The 14,573-nt window shown below is 32.1% G+C and carries 14 protein-coding genes and 1 tRNA gene; 14 read left to right on the top strand and 1 reads right to left on the bottom strand.

Features of this window, described 5'->3' with window-relative positions:
* Positions 1-91 precede the first annotated feature (91 nt).
* The 3 genes from FF52_RS10460 (at position 92) to FF52_RS10450 (ending at position 2,623) form a co-directional block, all read left to right on the top strand.
* On the top strand, positions 92-838 hold the full coding sequence (locus tag FF52_RS10460; protein WP_008465258.1) for a succinate dehydrogenase/fumarate reductase iron-sulfur subunit: 747 nt from the start codon (positions 92-94) through the stop codon (positions 836-838).
* Between the two features lie 204 nt (positions 839-1,042).
* Positions 1,043-1,819 (top strand): DeoR/GlpR family DNA-binding transcription regulator, encoded by a 777-nt coding sequence (locus FF52_RS10455; protein WP_008465256.1) that lies wholly within the window; start codon positions 1,043-1,045, stop codon positions 1,817-1,819.
* A gap of 36 nt (positions 1,820-1,855) precedes the next feature.
* The gene (locus tag FF52_RS10450) at positions 1,856-2,623 is read left to right on the top strand and encodes a nitrilase family protein (protein ID WP_008465254.1); all 768 of its coding nucleotides are present in this window, start codon (positions 1,856-1,858) and stop codon (positions 2,621-2,623) included.
* On the opposite strand, the gene FF52_RS10445 is transcribed toward FF52_RS10450, so the two are convergent.
* Positions 2,620-4,308: an Ig-like domain-containing protein gene (locus FF52_RS10445; protein ID WP_008465253.1), complete on the bottom strand. Its 1,689-nt coding sequence runs from the start codon at positions 4,306-4,308 to the stop codon at positions 2,620-2,622. The genes FF52_RS10450 and FF52_RS10445 overlap by 4 nt on opposite strands.
* A 268-nt stretch (positions 4,309-4,576) precedes the next feature.
* On the opposite strand from FF52_RS10445, the gene FF52_RS10440 reads away from it, so the two are divergent.
* The 11 genes from FF52_RS10440 (at position 4,577) to FF52_RS10390 (ending at position 14,543) form a co-directional block, all read left to right on the top strand.
* Positions 4,577-5,485, top strand: coding sequence for a hypothetical protein (locus tag FF52_RS10440; protein ID WP_008465252.1), 909 nt, complete (start codon positions 4,577-4,579; stop codon positions 5,483-5,485).
* A complete protein-coding gene (locus FF52_RS10435; RefSeq protein ID WP_008465251.1) occupies positions 5,445-7,811 on the top strand; it encodes a hypothetical protein in 2,367 nt (788 codons plus the stop codon). The genes FF52_RS10440 and FF52_RS10435 overlap by 41 nt, the downstream gene beginning before the upstream one ends.
* Positions 7,812-7,816: 5 nt before the next feature.
* Positions 7,817-8,221 carry a methylmalonyl-CoA epimerase gene (mce, locus tag FF52_RS10430; protein ID WP_008465250.1) on the top strand — a complete coding sequence of 135 codons (405 nt, stop codon included), beginning with the start codon at positions 7,817-7,819 and terminating at the stop codon, positions 8,219-8,221.
* A gap of 146 nt (positions 8,222-8,367) precedes the next feature.
* Positions 8,368-8,441: transfer RNA gene (locus tag FF52_RS10425), tRNA-Ile, on the top strand.
* Between the two features lie 150 nt (positions 8,442-8,591).
* On the top strand, positions 8,592-9,392 hold the full coding sequence (locus FF52_RS10420; RefSeq protein ID WP_157498575.1) for a hypothetical protein: 801 nt from the start codon (positions 8,592-8,594) through the stop codon (positions 9,390-9,392).
* A 178-nt stretch (positions 9,393-9,570) separates the two neighbouring features.
* Positions 9,571-9,906, top strand: coding sequence for a helix-turn-helix domain-containing protein (locus tag FF52_RS10415; protein ID WP_008465248.1), 336 nt, complete (start codon positions 9,571-9,573; stop codon positions 9,904-9,906).
* Between the two features lie 93 nt (positions 9,907-9,999).
* Entirely contained in the window at positions 10,000-11,232 is a 1,233-nt protein-coding gene (locus tag FF52_RS10410) for a primase-helicase family protein (RefSeq protein ID WP_008465247.1), read from the top strand.
* 267 nt (positions 11,233-11,499) lie between these two features.
* Entirely contained in the window at positions 11,500-12,432 is a 933-nt protein-coding gene (locus tag FF52_RS10405; protein WP_008465245.1) for a toprim domain-containing protein, read from the top strand.
* Between the two features lie 123 nt (positions 12,433-12,555).
* On the top strand, positions 12,556-12,936 hold the full coding sequence (locus FF52_RS10400; RefSeq protein ID WP_008465244.1) for a plasmid mobilization protein: 381 nt from the start codon (positions 12,556-12,558) through the stop codon (positions 12,934-12,936).
* Positions 12,933-13,952 (top strand): relaxase/mobilization nuclease domain-containing protein, encoded by a 1,020-nt coding sequence (locus FF52_RS10395; protein WP_008465243.1) that lies wholly within the window; start codon positions 12,933-12,935, stop codon positions 13,950-13,952. Before FF52_RS10400 ends, FF52_RS10395 begins: the two co-directional genes overlap by 4 nt.
* An 18-nt stretch (positions 13,953-13,970) precedes the next feature.
* Positions 13,971-14,543 (top strand): hypothetical protein, encoded by a 573-nt coding sequence (locus FF52_RS10390; RefSeq protein WP_008465242.1) that lies wholly within the window; start codon positions 13,971-13,973, stop codon positions 14,541-14,543.
* Positions 14,544-14,573: the final 30 nt, after the last annotated feature.

Below are 14,573 nucleotides of genomic sequence, written 5' to 3'. Positions count from 1 at the left end.
TTGGTCGAAAGCCCAAAGTCTTAAAGTCAAAAGGCAAAATGTGCCAAGCGACTTTCGACTTTCGACTTTATGACTTTCAAACGAAAAAGGTATGAAACTTACATTAAAAATATGGCGTCAAAAAAACGCTCAAGATAAAGGAGGGATTGTAGAATATCCTATCGATGGAATCGAACCTGACATGTCTTTCCTTGAAATGTTAGACGTTCTTAACGAAGGTTTAATCAATAAAGGAGAAGAGCCTGTAGCATTTGACCACGATTGCCGCGAGGGAATCTGCGGAATGTGTTCTTTATTCATCAACGGTGAAGCACACGGACCAGATAGAGGTGTTACAACTTGCCAGTTGCATATGCGTATGTTTAAAGATGGTGATACAATTTTTATCGAGCCATTTAGAGCAAAAGCTTTCCCAGTAATTAAAGATTTAGTGGTTGATAGAAGTTCTTTTGACAGAATTCAGCACGCTGGAGGATTTATTTCTGTAAACACTTCAGGAAACACAATTGATGCGAATACTATTCCAGTTCCAAAAGCAGATGCAGATAAGTCATTTGATGCTGCAGCTTGTATTGGTTGTGGAGCTTGTGTTGCAACTTGTAAAAACTCTTCAGCAATGTTATTCGTTTCTGCAAAAGTTTCTCAATATGCATTATTGCCACAAGGTAAAGTTGAAGCAACAGACCGTGTGTTAAACATGGTTCACCAAATGGATTTAGAAGGTTTCGGTAACTGTACGAATACGGGAGCTTGTGAAATCGAATGTCCAAAAGGAATTTCACTTGAAAATATCGCACGTATGAACCGTGAGTATTTAGCAGCAAGCTTGAAAGGTTAATTAAACCGATTACTATATTAAAAACGCTTCCGATATCGGAAGCGTTTTTTTGTTTGTTTGAGTTATGAAGAGCTATTTTACTGTTTTATCATTAATTCTCTCTAAGCCATCAAAAACGAGCTTGTGAAGTACTTTTTTCGAATTTAACTGCTTCGTGAGCTACATTAAATTCTTACTTTTGTAAGTACAAAAAATACAATCGGCATGAGCACTGAAAATGAAGTTTTAAATTACAGTAAAGAAGAACGTAAAAATCATATTCTAAAAGAGATTAACCTGCATACGCGTGTGAGTTTTGAAACTCTTTCGGCTAAACTAGGTGTTTCTGAAGATACTGTTCGTCGCGATATAAACGAACTTGACGCCGACTCACTCATAATCAAAGTAAAGGGCGGTGCAATGACCAAAGGGTATCACTATTCTTCGTTGAATCAGACTTATGCTGTGGAAGCTAAACAAGTTATTGCGCAAAAAGCAGTCGATCTTCTTCATGACGGAATGGTTTTAATTGTTGATGGAGGAACCACTATTCGTGAATTCATCCGATTAATTCCAAACGATCTTAATCTAACTGTTTTTACAATTACTGCTTTAACGGCTGTTCAACTTCTGGATAAACCAAATATCAAAACCATCATGATTGGCGGTAGTATTTCTTCTTACAGCCAAATGTGTGTTAGTGGTGAAGCTTTTCATCAATTAGCTAGCATAAAGGCTGATCTTTTGGTCTTAGGAACAAATGCTCTTGATGTAGATGGCGGTTATTCTGATTCTGATTGGGAAACGGTTCAGGTAAAAAAAGCTATGATTAATGCTTCTAGAAAAACAGCAGTTTTAACTATTACGGAGAAATTAAACACCGTTCTTAAAATGAAAATTGCCAATTTATCTGAAATAAATTATGTAATTACGGAAGTAGAACCAACTCACGAAAAATTACAACCTTATAAAAGTGCTGTTCCAAGTCTTATTGTGATCTAATTTCAAAGTGCTTTTGACTTTCATACAGTTATAAAAATGAAAATAGCTTTAATCCAAACCGATCTTTTTTGGCAGAATGCCAGTAAAAACCGTGAAAATTTCGATTCAAAAATTAATGAAATTGATTCGGAAGTAAATTTGATTGTACTTCCTGAAATGTTTTCGACCGGATTTACCATGAATGCTTCTGAGGTTGCTGAAACCATGCAAGGTGAAACGATTGGATGGATGAAGTTTAAAGCAAAACAAAAAAATACAGCAATTACAGGAAGTGTAGTTATTGCCGAAAATGGAAAGTATTATAATCGTATGATTTTTGTTTTTCCGTCAGGCGAAATTCAATATTACGATAAAAGGCATTCCTTTTCTCTTGCAGGCGAAGACAAAGTGTATACGCGTGGAAACCGAAAAGTAATTGTAGAGTATTTAGACTGGAAAATATGCCTTCAGGTTTGTTATGATTTGAGATTTCCTGTTTTTGTGCGAAATGCAGAAAACTACGACCTGATTCTGTATGTGGCCAATTGGCCAAAAGTGCGCACTAATGCTTGGGATGCTTTGATAAAGGCCCGGGCAATAGAAAATCTTTCCTATGTAATTGGGGTAAACAGGATAGGGAAGGATGCTCATAATTTTGAACACATTGGTCATTCACAAGCGATAGATTTCTTAGGGAATTATATTTTAGAGCCACAAGAAAAAAATGGTGTCTTTGTCGTAGAATTAGACAAAAACACCATGTATGAAACGCGTAAAAAGTTAGATTTTTTAAGCGATAGAGATCAGTTTGATATCAAGCTTTAAAAAGCTTTCCGTTTCTTTTCTGCGTCTTTTCTCTTTTTATCGTCCTGTTTTTTCTCAACTTCTGGATTAAACGGAATGCTCAGGTCAATAGTTTCGTTCCGATCCCAATTGGCGCGGACATCAAATTCTTCCTGATTGTAAAAAACTTCTTCGGGATACCTTTTTTCTAAGAAGCTACCGGTATCGTATTGTTTGTTTTTATTGTCATCATAAATAATACGAACCGTGAAAACATCTGGTTGCAATAAATTGAATTCTAATGTAGTTGCGCCTTCAGAATATCCTTCGGCCAAAACAACGTCTCCTTTTTTATTGGTCAGTTCAACAATAATAGGAAAACGTTTTACATTTTTCAGGTTCAATATAATATTTCCGTAATCAGCATATTCTTTAGTAGCGAGTTTATACGATAAAGTATCGTTTGTTTTTTCGTAGAAATCGGTCAAAGCACCTGGAAGGAAAGTGAAATTATACTTATCCAAAGGTTCTTTTTTGAAATCAATATACAGTTTCTGGTCAAACTCGTCGTATTCTGTGGTATAAGGTACAGCAGCAGAATCTTTATTAACCAATGTGATTTTAGATTTATCAAATTTTACCAAAGGAGTTTCACTTTCCAATGTAAAACGCTCTCTAAAATTAAGCTGGCCATTTTGTATCGCTTTAATATTTAAAGTGTCTTTTTTTAAAGCTTTAATTTTAAAAGAAAATCTTTTCTTATAGTCTCCTTTTTCAACTTCCATAGATAACGAATCGGCTTTAACAGGTTTGTACCAGACTTGAAGCGAATCTTTTTTAGGAAATTGTGTGACAATAGTTTCCAAAACCTCGTTACCATTTTTTAGGGTAATTTTTGGTTTTAAATTCTTGAAATTCTGTTTCCCTTCATACGGAAGATACAAGCGGTTTCCAGAAGCTTGAATAGGTTTGAAAGCTTTTAGAGGAAGCGTTTCTTTAAACAATTCTAACTCATAAACAGTATCCGTCGGAACTGTGATGTAGTTTTTTAAAAAACCGATTTTGTCATCTTTCGGATTAAATTTATTGTTTGATCCTTTATCTTTTAAAGCAACCAGAAGATATTTTCCCTCTTTCAAATTTTCAAATTGAAAAGTACGCATACTATCCAAAGTGTTGGTAATATAGCGTGGAAATTCTTTGTAAATCGTAGAATCTTTAAATTTGTCATTTACTTCGTATAGCATTACAGAAACAAAATTGTCAACATATTTTCCGTAAGCATCTTTAATTCTTCCGTTCAATTTAAGCGAATCAATATGTGATCCTGTTGAGAAAATGTATTTAAACTGATTTAAAGCATTCCCCTCGTTATTATCCTGAATTGCCTGTCCAAAATTTAAGCTATAAGTGGTATTGGGCAACAAAGTATCTCGAAGTTCTATTTTTATAAATTTGCTGACGTTGGTAGGCGTAATTAACGGCTCATTTTTTAAAGGGGGAGAAATGATCAGCTGTTTATTGGTGTTTTTAAGTTTGACATATTCGTCAAAATTTAAAGTGATCGTATTTCCTTTAAAATCAGTTGTGAAATTTTTTGGAAAGCTAGATGTTAAAACAGGGGGTAACGTATCTTTTAAACCGCCGGTAATGCTGCCTCTTTTGGCGCAGCTTATCATTGATATTAAAATTATAAAAGCAATGTATTTAAGAGTGTTTTTCAACATAACGGTTTTTCAATTTGATTGCACAAAATAACGATTATATTTGCTTTAATTGAAATTTTTTAGCCATTTATTAGGATTTGGAATTTTGCGAATCTTTTAAAAATATGGTCTTTCGAACATTTTAAAATGATATAATTTCTTACTTTTGAACTAAAATGTAATTTTCTAAGTTTTGTTCAAGCGATTTTTTCCAGTTTTGTTTCTCTTTTTAATGTTTTCATGCACTAAAAATGAAAAACCTGTAATCTCTTTTTATTACTGGAAAACGATGTTCAAATTTTCAAATACAGAAAAAGAAGTTTTGAATGAAAATAATGTTCAAAAACTGTATGTGAGGTATTTTGACATCGGACTCCATCCAGAAACCAATTTTCCTATTCCCATTAGCCCAATCCGATTTGAAGAAAATCCAAAAGAATATGCAATTGTTCCAGTAGTTTTTATTCAAAATAAAGTCATGCTGCAAACCAGTCTCGATGTAGAAAATCTGGCTCAAAAAACTTTTGATTTTATAGAACAAATCAATTCCAAAAACAAAATTGATTGTCGGGAAATTCAAATTGACTGCGATTGGACACTGAATAGCAAAGAGAAGTATTTGAAGTTTATCGAGGTTTTTAAAAAACTTTCAAAAAAGAAACTTTCAGCGACCATTCGACTGCATCAGGTGAAATACTTCAAAAAAACAAAAATCCCAAATGTAGATTCTGGAGTTCTGATGTATTACAATATGGGTTCGATTGCGCCAGATTCGCTAAATTCTATTTACGATCAGAAAGTGGCAGAGCGATATCTGAAAAGTTTGAAGAAATATCCGCTGCATCTTGATTTTGCATTCCCGATTTATTCTTGGGGAGTTCATATTAGAGACAATAAAGTGATTGGACTTCGTTCTAAAATGAGCATTTCAACATTAGAGAAAGATTCCAATTTTGAAAAAACAAGTCCGATTTTTTTTAGGGTAAAACATTCCAATTATAAAAATGGTATTTTTTATGAAGAAAATGATCTTTTGAAAATAGAAGAAATTAAAGCAGAAGATTTAAAAGAAATGGCAGAAGATTTGCAAGACAATCTTATCGAAAAGCCAAACGAAATTATATTTTACGATTTAGACGAATTCAATTTAAATAATTATGAAAAGAATATTTTTAAGCAAGTTGTTTCTTGGTTTTAGTGCCGCATTCCTTTTTGCCTGTGGAATAATTTATGCCTGTGCAGATGGAGATTGGGATTATTTTGGTGCTTATAATTCAAACTTTACTCCAGAAACTTTTGCCGACAAATCATACTCGCCTCTGTTTTTATCAGGTGGAATTTTCTACGGAATTGGTTTTGATACCCAGCATAATTCGCGTTTCAATAAAAATATAAAATCAGATTGGGCAGATTATCTTAAAGGAAAAGTCGATACAACAACAGTCAATTATTTTTTAATTGGAGATGAAAAGCCGAGATATTATTCTGATGAAAAAAATACGATTAAAAACAAAGAAGAAATAACGGATCTGCACGTTTTTTATAAAACAAAAAAAGAAAACAAAAGCTCTCAAAAATGGGGCAAAAAGCTGAATTTGAAAGATGAGAAAGTAAAAAACTTTGTTGAATTTTTGTATTTGGCTCAAAAAATAGAAACCGTTTCAATTGGCGAAGATTATTGGAGTTATGATCCTGTTGTGGCAAAAACTTTCAATGATGCCAAAATGATTCAATCAATCGAAAATGTATACAATACTTTGTCTGATCCGTTTTTAAAAAACAGATATTGGTTCCTCACTATGAAGGCGCGTTTTTATAGTAATGACAAACAAAAAGCAATTGACTTTTTTAACAAAACCGAAAGTTCTGTTGCCAAGAATACTTTATATTATCGTGCTTTGGCGTATGTTGCCGGAATAAATTATAAGCAGAAAAAATACGCGACTTCAAATTATTTATATGCTCAGGTTTTTGACAAATGTCCAGAATTAAGAGTGGTTACGGCCTATAGTTTCAAACCAAAAAATGAATCTGATTGGACTAAGGCTTTAGCCATGGCAAAAAACAATAAAGAAAAAGCAGCGCTTTGGGCAATTCACGGATATTATAAAGATGAAAAACAGGCGATTGAAAAAATCTACGAGTTAGATCCGAAAAGTGAACATTTAAATTATCTAGGAACGAGATTGGTAAATTCGCTAGAGCAAAAAATAAACAATTCATTTCAGGTGAGCAGCGGAGATTATAGCAAGCCGCCAACACCGCAGACTGTTGCAGAGAATAAAAATGAAAACAAAGCAAAAGTTGACAATAGTGCAGTTGATTTAATTGCAAAAATTTCTGCTGCTGGAAATACCGAAAAACCATATTTATGGGATCTTGCGATTGGATATCTTCAAACGTTAAAAGGCGATTATGCCAATGCGGATAAGAGTTATAATAAAGCAGAAAAAACACTTCCAAAAACAGAATTGGCTAAATATCAAATTCGATTATTGCGTTTTGTAAATAATTTGAGCAAAATAGATAAGCTGACTGATAAAAACGAAAAAACAATTCTAGCTGATTTGAATTGGCTGTATTATGAACTTCCTAAAAATTATAAAGGACAAGAATTTCGTTATCAGAATGCTTCATCATGGAGCAGAAGTTATTTGTCAAATCTTTATAAAGAAAGCGGCAATTTGGTTATGGCTGAAATTTTTGGTGAATCTCGTTATGGTTATTGGAATGATGGAAATTCGTTTTATGATGATGAGAAGAAATTATTGGGAATTAAAACATTTTTGGCAAAACCAAATAAAACTGAAATAGAAAATATTGGAGCAGGAATTTATAGTTTGAAACTAAAAGATATAAATAATTTTCAAGCAGTTCAGGCGACATTCAAAAACAAAATTCCAGAAGCAATCGAGTTTATGAAACAAACCGATTCGGTTCAATATTATAAATTCTTAGGAAATCCGTTTAACGGAAGTATAAAAGACTGTCATGATTGCGATCACGCGGCGTATCAGAAAAGAAAATATACTTTCATGGATTTCTTGACTACAATAAAAGAAATGCAGGATAAATTGGAGCAGAAAGAAGATGTTTACACGAATAGTCTTTTGCTAGGAAATGCGTTTTATAATATTTCTCATTTTGGAAACGGAAGAACTTTTTATGAAAACAAAATTGTAGGTTATGGTTCTAGTCCATATTCATTTAGAAATACAATGAAAGAAATGATTACGAATAATTCGGTTTCAAAAATGTATTATCAAAAAGCTTTTGAAGCAGCATCAAACAAAGAACAAAAAGCAAAATGTTTGTATCTGATTTCAAAATGTGAAAGAAATGAATATTACAATAAAAAATACAATAACGTAAACAGCTATTGGGAAATTCAAGATGATAAAGTTAATTTTATTGCCTGGAACTCATTCAAAGCTTTAAGAAAAGACTATTCTGATACCAAATATTATCAGGATGTAATTGCAGAATGTGGTTATTTTAATACTTATATAAATCAATCAAGATAAGAGAAATGGTAAATAAAATAGAGCATATCGGGATTGCAGTTAAGAATATGGACGATGCCAATATTTTGTTCGAAAAAATGCTTGGTGTTCCGTCTTATAAAATGGAAGCAGTAGAAAGCGAAGGCGTATTAACTTCTTTTTTTCAAACTGGAAATAATAAGATTGAACTTTTGGTGGCAACAAATCCTGAAAGTCCGATTGCTAAATTTCTGGAGAAAAAAGGAGAAGGAATTCATCACATTGCTTTTGATGTTGATGATATAGAAGCGGAAATTACTCGTTTAAAAAATGAAGGTTTTGTCTTGATTAACGAAGTTCCGAAGAAAGGAGCCGATAATAAATTGGTTGTTTTTTTGCATCCAAAGAATACAAATGGAGTTTTGGTGGAGCTTTGCCAAGAAATTAAATAAAAAAATGTCATTTTAATTTTTAAATAAGATGTTGAAAATCAATTTCGTTTTTGAGATTCAAAAAAAGATTTAAAATAAAATTCAAATGATGTCTTAAAATATTTGGAGTGAATGAAAAATAGTAGTAATATTGCATCCTCTAAACCGGTCCTATAGCTCAGCTGGTTAGAGCACCTGACTCATAATCAGGTGGTCCCTGGTTCGAGCCCAGGTGGGACCACTAGCAAAATCAAGCCTTTACAGAAATGTAAAGGTTTTTTTGTTTTCTTCTGACGAGCATTTGACGAGCATTAGTTGTTTTATAATCAATTAGTTTTGTTTACTTTTATATAAGTTAATGATTTATAATATGACCATTTATATCTACATCTTGTCATTTATCATAATTTTTGCAAAAATTATCGTTCCTATTTATCTGCTTTGCAGATTATTTTTCATTGTTAAACCTCTGCTGGTAAATTTATACTCCGAAGAAGAATTTTGTTACTACGCTGGAACTAATAGGAGTAGGCTGGTAATTTTATCATTGATTTGTGCTGTATCATTTTTTATAGGAATATTTCTAGGAAAAGAATCTGTAATTGCAGAACAAACCTATAGGGTTATATTGGTTCTCTTTTTGCTTCTTTTTAGTCAAGCTGCATTACTTTATATGTTTGAGATAAAAACTCCAAGAAGTATTTTTGAAATATTAAAAGATTGTTTTCAGAACCCTACAGAAATATTTAAACAAAGAGAAGTTGTTTTTGAAAAAAATAAAATCGTTTCTGCAATTATCCTCAATGGTGTGAATTTTAAAGATGCAGTAAATCTAACGTATGGAGATATTATTAGACAGATTCATCGAAGAGAGTTTGATGTGATAATAGAGAAGCACGTTAATGTTTTTAGGGATGACTCTTCAATTGAAAATCTTTATAAGTTATGCAATGGGATTGGTATAAAAGAGAAATCTATTTTAATAAAAACAGATAATAAAAGAAATTCTAAACAGAACATAATTGAAATATTGACATCACTTTTCAATATTCAAAAAAATTGGAATTCTCAGATTAAAGATAAAACAAATACCAAAATCATTGATTTCTTAAATAATTATATTGCAATAAATGAGGGAGATAAAATTTTACACATTAACGATTTTACAAGATTTTTTGAAAAATTGCCTTGATCGCTATGTAAAATTTGATTACTCAAATATATTTTTTAAAGATATAATAAGCTAAAGTGATTTGTTCCGTTTGAGAATTTATTATTATTAGTTATTTTAAATATGTAAATTGTTTTTACACGATTTTTTACATAACCAAACCTGCGTAAACTTGTTTCATAATTTAAAAATTAGATACATGGATGCAAGTAATTTTACTTCCAAAATTGATCGATTGGAATTGATCGTAATGGAACTAGCAAAGAAACAAGATGCCTTTATTAAAAAGGCATTAATGAAACTATCTTTAAATAGTAAAGATGTTTATTCTTCTGAAGAAGCTGCCGAGTTTTTATCTATAGAGGTCAAATACATTTATCAGCTTACCCACCAACGAAAGATTAGATATTCCAAGAAAAAAGGTCAAAAGAAAATCTATTTTAGAAAAGCAGATCTTCTTGATTATTTAAACGGAGAGATCATTAGCACTACTGAAGATCTTGAGAACACCAATGCTACTTTTTGGAAAAAATAAATCGTTCAACTTCCATAAAATTAGCGCATAAAAATCTTTTATTTTTTAATCAAATTCTTATGACAAAATTGTAAGGATTATAATTTGAATCTTATGGACTTAGATATTCCTTATATCAGAGTAGGAACTGCCTATTTCAAAATTATTGATAAACCTTTAATATCTGGCGATAAAGTAAAAGTAATGGTTCGGTGGAATCGTGAAACAATCATTTCAGATCATGGAAAATCATTTTTGAATAGCATACTTAAATTAGATGGATTTTGCTGTATTCCTAATCATTTTGGTTACGAGCAAATTGTAGATGATTTCTATAATACCTATCATGAACTACCTAACCAACCCATCGTCAAGGATTTTCCGATAGATGAACTAGAAAAATTGATTCCTAATTCATTGCAATTTATTCAACATATTTTTGGCGACCAAGCGCAATTAGGCTTAGACTACATAAAACTTTTATATGAAAAACCTACGCAAACATTACCGATTCTTTGCTTAGTAAGCAAAGAACGATCGACAGGAAAAAGCTCCTTCATAAAGTGGCTGAAAGCAATTTTTGGAATGAATATGACTTACATAAAAGGAGATTCATTTGGCTCGCAGTTTAATTCTGATTGGGCGAGTATGCTTCTTGTGGCTATTGATGAAGTCTTTTTTGATAGAAAGGAGATTACAGAAAGATTAAAGTATCTTTCTACAACTGACAAAGATAAAATGGAAGCAAAAGGCAAGGATCGACAAGAAATTGAATTCTTTGCGAAATTTATTCTTTGTTCTAATAATGAAGATAATTTTATCCAAATAGACGAAGAAGAAATCCGTTTTTGGATTCGTAAAATTCGTACTATAAATACAGAAGATGTTTTCTTTCTTAAAAAACTGAACAAAGAAATTCCGTATTTCTTAAAGTTCCTCCAAATGAGAAATTATTTTTCTCATCAAAAAACGAGAATGTGGTTTAAACCGGAACAGATTATGACTGCCTCTTTGTTAAAACTTGTAAATCGAAATAAAGAAGAAATTCTGATGCTTGAATTGATTCATGAATGTTTTGAGAAAATGGAAGAGGATGAGTTGAAATTAGCTCCTAATGATCTTTTTATTCTACTGAGAAAGCAAAATAACAGAATGGATATTTCTGCTAATGAAATAAGAAATATTCTGAAACGATGGGGTTTTACACCCGAAGATAATACGAAGTCTTATTGTGGAATTGAATTATTGTCGCATGGTGAATATGTAAAAGTAGATCGAAGAGGACGTTTCTATACCATCAAAAAGATTTTGTTTTATAAAATATTTGATGCTTTGATGCAAGACTAAGATAAAGTGTTGTAATTGAGTCAAATATATCTGCATCAAACCTTGCATCAAGCTAATAAAGACTCTTTTTGATGCAAAACTGATGCAGGGGAAAAATAAAGTGATGCAATGATGCATCCATTGATTCAGAGTAATCTTACTATAATCAATGCATTAGACAGTATTTGCATCAAAGTTTCGTGAAAAAGCAAAATAAAAATTCTTTTTTCAATAGCAAATGAACAGAATTGTGCCAATCAAATAGAAGATTTACTTAAAAAAATAATTATGGAAAAGTTCAATTGTAAAATTGCAAATCAAATTGATTTAGTCAATTATCTTGAAACAGTGGGACATGAGCCATCACAAATAAAAAATCAGGATTATTGGTATCTATCGCCGCTCCGAAATGAAAAGACACCCTCTTTTAAAGTGAATCAAAAATTAAATTTATGGTATGACCATGGATTAGGGAAGGGAGGAAATGTAGTTGATTTTGGGATCGAATATTTTAGATGTACAGTTTCTGAATTTTTACAGCTTTTAAATGGCAGTAGTACATTCTCTGAGGCAAGTTTATCACTTAATAATGAGAATCGACAGTCTTCAAATCAAAGAATTGCAAATGAGAAGAAAGATAATCTCCGTGATAAAATTGTTATTGTTGATGTTCGCACATTAGAAAATAAATTCCTGATGGCTTATTTACACAACCGAAGCATTTCGCAAGAGATCGCAAGACAACATTGTAAAGAGGTTGATTTTTGGTTAAATAATCGAAAGCATACTGCTATTGGATTTCAGAATATTTCAGGAGGATATGAATTGCGTAATGAAAATTTTAAAGGCAGCAGCTCACCAAAAGATATTACTTTCATAAATGCCCAAGCAAAATCAGTAGTCGTTTTTGAAGGCTTTTTTGACTACCTCTCTTATAAAATGATGAATCAAAAATCGGTTAAACTACAAACAAATTTCCTGATACTAAATTCTCTATCCTTTTTTAACAAGTCTCTACAGTTGATGGAAAAACATGAGAGAGTCGATCTCTATTTAGACAGAGATACGGGAGGTATAAAATTTACTAGCGAAGCACTGCAAAGAGATTCTGCAAAATATACCGATCAAAGTTTTTTATATGAGCAAAAGAAAGATTTAAACGAATGGTTAAACCGGGAACAGCAAGTTAAACGAGGTCATAGTTTTAGGAGATCTATATGACGTCCGAGTGGTAGCCAGCTATGTTTTGGTAAAACCAAAACGCTGGCTCCCCTTATGCTGTCGCATTCGTTGAGAGGAATTTTTTTCATGCATCCGCATTCAAAAAATAAATGATAAGAGACTATGGAAGAACAGAATGAAACTAAAAAAAATGGAGGTGGAAGACCCAAAAAGGAAGTAAAAAGAGACCAATTGATGGCAATTAAATGTACGCTCTACGAGCGTAAAATAATTGAATCCAAAGCTAAAAAAGTAAATCTTACCGTTTCCGAATACCTTCGGGAAATTGGACTTACTGCAAAGATTGATTACAGGAATAAAGCCCTTCCAAAAGAAATTCTAAGCTTTACAGGAGTGCTCAATCACATGGCAGCCAACTTAAACCAGATAGCTAAAAAGAGAAATAGCAATGATGAATTAAGTCCGCTTGAACGGGCAGAATTAAAAGTACAGTCAGGTCAGGTTAAAGATCTTGCAGTACAAATTAAAAATTTTATGTCATGATAGGTCATGTAAGCATAGGCAGCTCTTTTTACCATTGCATTAGCTACTGTCTGGAAGATAAAAGAGAATTGTCCGACGAGAAAAAGCTTGCACTTGCAATGCAAGACAATTTGCAGCATAAAGAGCGTGCAGAAGTATTGGAATACAATAAATGCTTCGGTAACAAGTACGAGCTTACACAGCAGTTTAAGGATGTCAGAAAATTAAGCAGTCGTGTTGAAAAACCAATGTTGCACCTCACTTTACGTCTAGCTCCAGAAGAGATATTGACCAAAGAACAATTACGAGAGATTGGGAGAGAATGCGCTAATGAGTTCGGTATAGCAGACAACCAATACATTTGTGTGTTACATAAGGATACGAAAGAGCAACATATTCATATTGCATCCAATCGCGTTGGCTTTGATGGTAAGGTTGCCAATGATAGTAATAGCTATAAACGGATGGCTGAACTTTGTCGACGGCTTGAAAAGAAATACGGTCTTCAAGAAGTATTAAGTCCAAGAGCATTCCTTTCTCCTAAAGACAGGTTATTGCCTCGCCATGACATTAGAAAAGAAAAACTTAAAGAAGATATTCAACAGACATTAAAGTATGCCAGTTCCTATTTAGCATTTGAAAGACATATGTGGGAGTTGGGTTATAAAGTTCTTAAGGGAAGGGGGATTTCTTTTATAGATGATAAAAAAGTAAAAATAAAAGGAAGCGAAGTTGGTTTTTCATTGATGGAAATTGAAAAGATATTGCATCAGAAACAACAGTATGCCATGAAAAATGCTGGTGAAGATAAAAATTATGATAGAGATAGTCAGTCAATATCTAATTCTTTTAACACTGAAAAACAAAACAAAGGAAAGCAAAGCTATAGTTTAGACAGACCAGGAGAAACAGTTGTTAAAGAGGTTTTAGGAGCTATAGGACAATTAATGGGTTCTGAATATGAGCCGCATTATATCGATCCTGAATTACGGAGAATTTCTCAAAAGAAAAAGAAGAAATCAGCATTAAGGAGATGATGTTAAAAGATAAAAAATATGGAAACAAATTCAAATACAGACAAAAAAGGTTATGTAGAAAGAGAGACATTACAATTAGTACTGGAGGAATTTACACTGGAACAGAAAGCAAACAATCAGCATATTGAGGCGCTTATTACTGAAGTTAAGAATGTAGAGAATAAAATCGATATGTTTAAAAAGGAACATATAATAGAAAAAAATGTTTCAGAACAATTGGATATTAAGCAAATTGAGGCTGTCCTTCAGAAAGGTTTTCTAGACATAAAATATATGATCGGCAGACAGCCAAAAAGTACCGTCAGGAAATTCCAGATTTTGTTATTTCCGGAACAGGATGCAAAACTGTTTTATAAAATTGTTTTTGGGCGGTGGTTTTTGTGGCTTTCGATTATGGTTGTAATAAGCAACCTTTATAAATGGGCAATACATTATAACGATAATAACAAAGAAATTGAAATCAAACAAATTCAAAATGATAGGATAAAAAAATCTTGGGAGTATATGTATAATAGTAGTGATAAAGAAACCAAAATGCTAATGGAAAAAGCATATATAAATTCTGTGAAAAATATAGCTAATGGTGATTAGACAAATCTTTACATTTAAGAAAAAAAGGAA

Source organism: Flavobacterium sp. F52 (assembly GCF_000278705.1).
Taxonomy (GTDB): domain Bacteria; phylum Bacteroidota; class Bacteroidia; order Flavobacteriales; family Flavobacteriaceae; genus Flavobacterium; species Flavobacterium anhuiense.
Note: the sequence above shows the minus strand (reverse complement) of the source record. Positions and strands in the feature narration are given on the sequence as shown.

Coding starts and splice junctions, on each gene's coding strand:
- FF52_RS10400 (WP_008465244.1), top strand. CDS start 12,556: ATGGAAGAACAGAATGAAACTAAAAAAAATGGAGGTGGAAGACCCAAA.
- FF52_RS10460 (WP_008465258.1), top strand. CDS start 92: ATGAAACTTACATTAAAAATATGGCGTCAAAAAAACGCTCAAGATAAA.
- FF52_RS10455 (WP_008465256.1), top strand. CDS start 1,043: ATGAGCACTGAAAATGAAGTTTTAAATTACAGTAAAGAAGAACGTAAA.
- FF52_RS10450 (WP_008465254.1), top strand. CDS start 1,856: ATGAAAATAGCTTTAATCCAAACCGATCTTTTTTGGCAGAATGCCAGT.
- FF52_RS10445 (WP_008465253.1), bottom strand. CDS start 4,308: ATGTTGAAAAACACTCTTAAATACATTGCTTTTATAATTTTAATATCA.
- mce (WP_008465250.1), top strand. CDS start 7,817: ATGGTAAATAAAATAGAGCATATCGGGATTGCAGTTAAGAATATGGAC.
- FF52_RS10435 (WP_008465251.1), top strand. CDS start 5,445: ATGAAAAGAATATTTTTAAGCAAGTTGTTTCTTGGTTTTAGTGCCGCA.
- FF52_RS10440 (WP_008465252.1), top strand. CDS start 4,577: ATGTTCAAATTTTCAAATACAGAAAAAGAAGTTTTGAATGAAAATAAT.
- FF52_RS10410 (WP_008465247.1), top strand. CDS start 10,000: ATGGACTTAGATATTCCTTATATCAGAGTAGGAACTGCCTATTTCAAA.
- FF52_RS10390 (WP_008465242.1), top strand. CDS start 13,971: ATGGAAACAAATTCAAATACAGACAAAAAAGGTTATGTAGAAAGAGAG.
- FF52_RS10405 (WP_008465245.1), top strand. CDS start 11,500: ATGGAAAAGTTCAATTGTAAAATTGCAAATCAAATTGATTTAGTCAAT.
- FF52_RS10395 (WP_008465243.1), top strand. CDS start 12,933: ATGATAGGTCATGTAAGCATAGGCAGCTCTTTTTACCATTGCATTAGC.
- FF52_RS10415 (WP_008465248.1), top strand. CDS start 9,571: ATGGATGCAAGTAATTTTACTTCCAAAATTGATCGATTGGAATTGATC.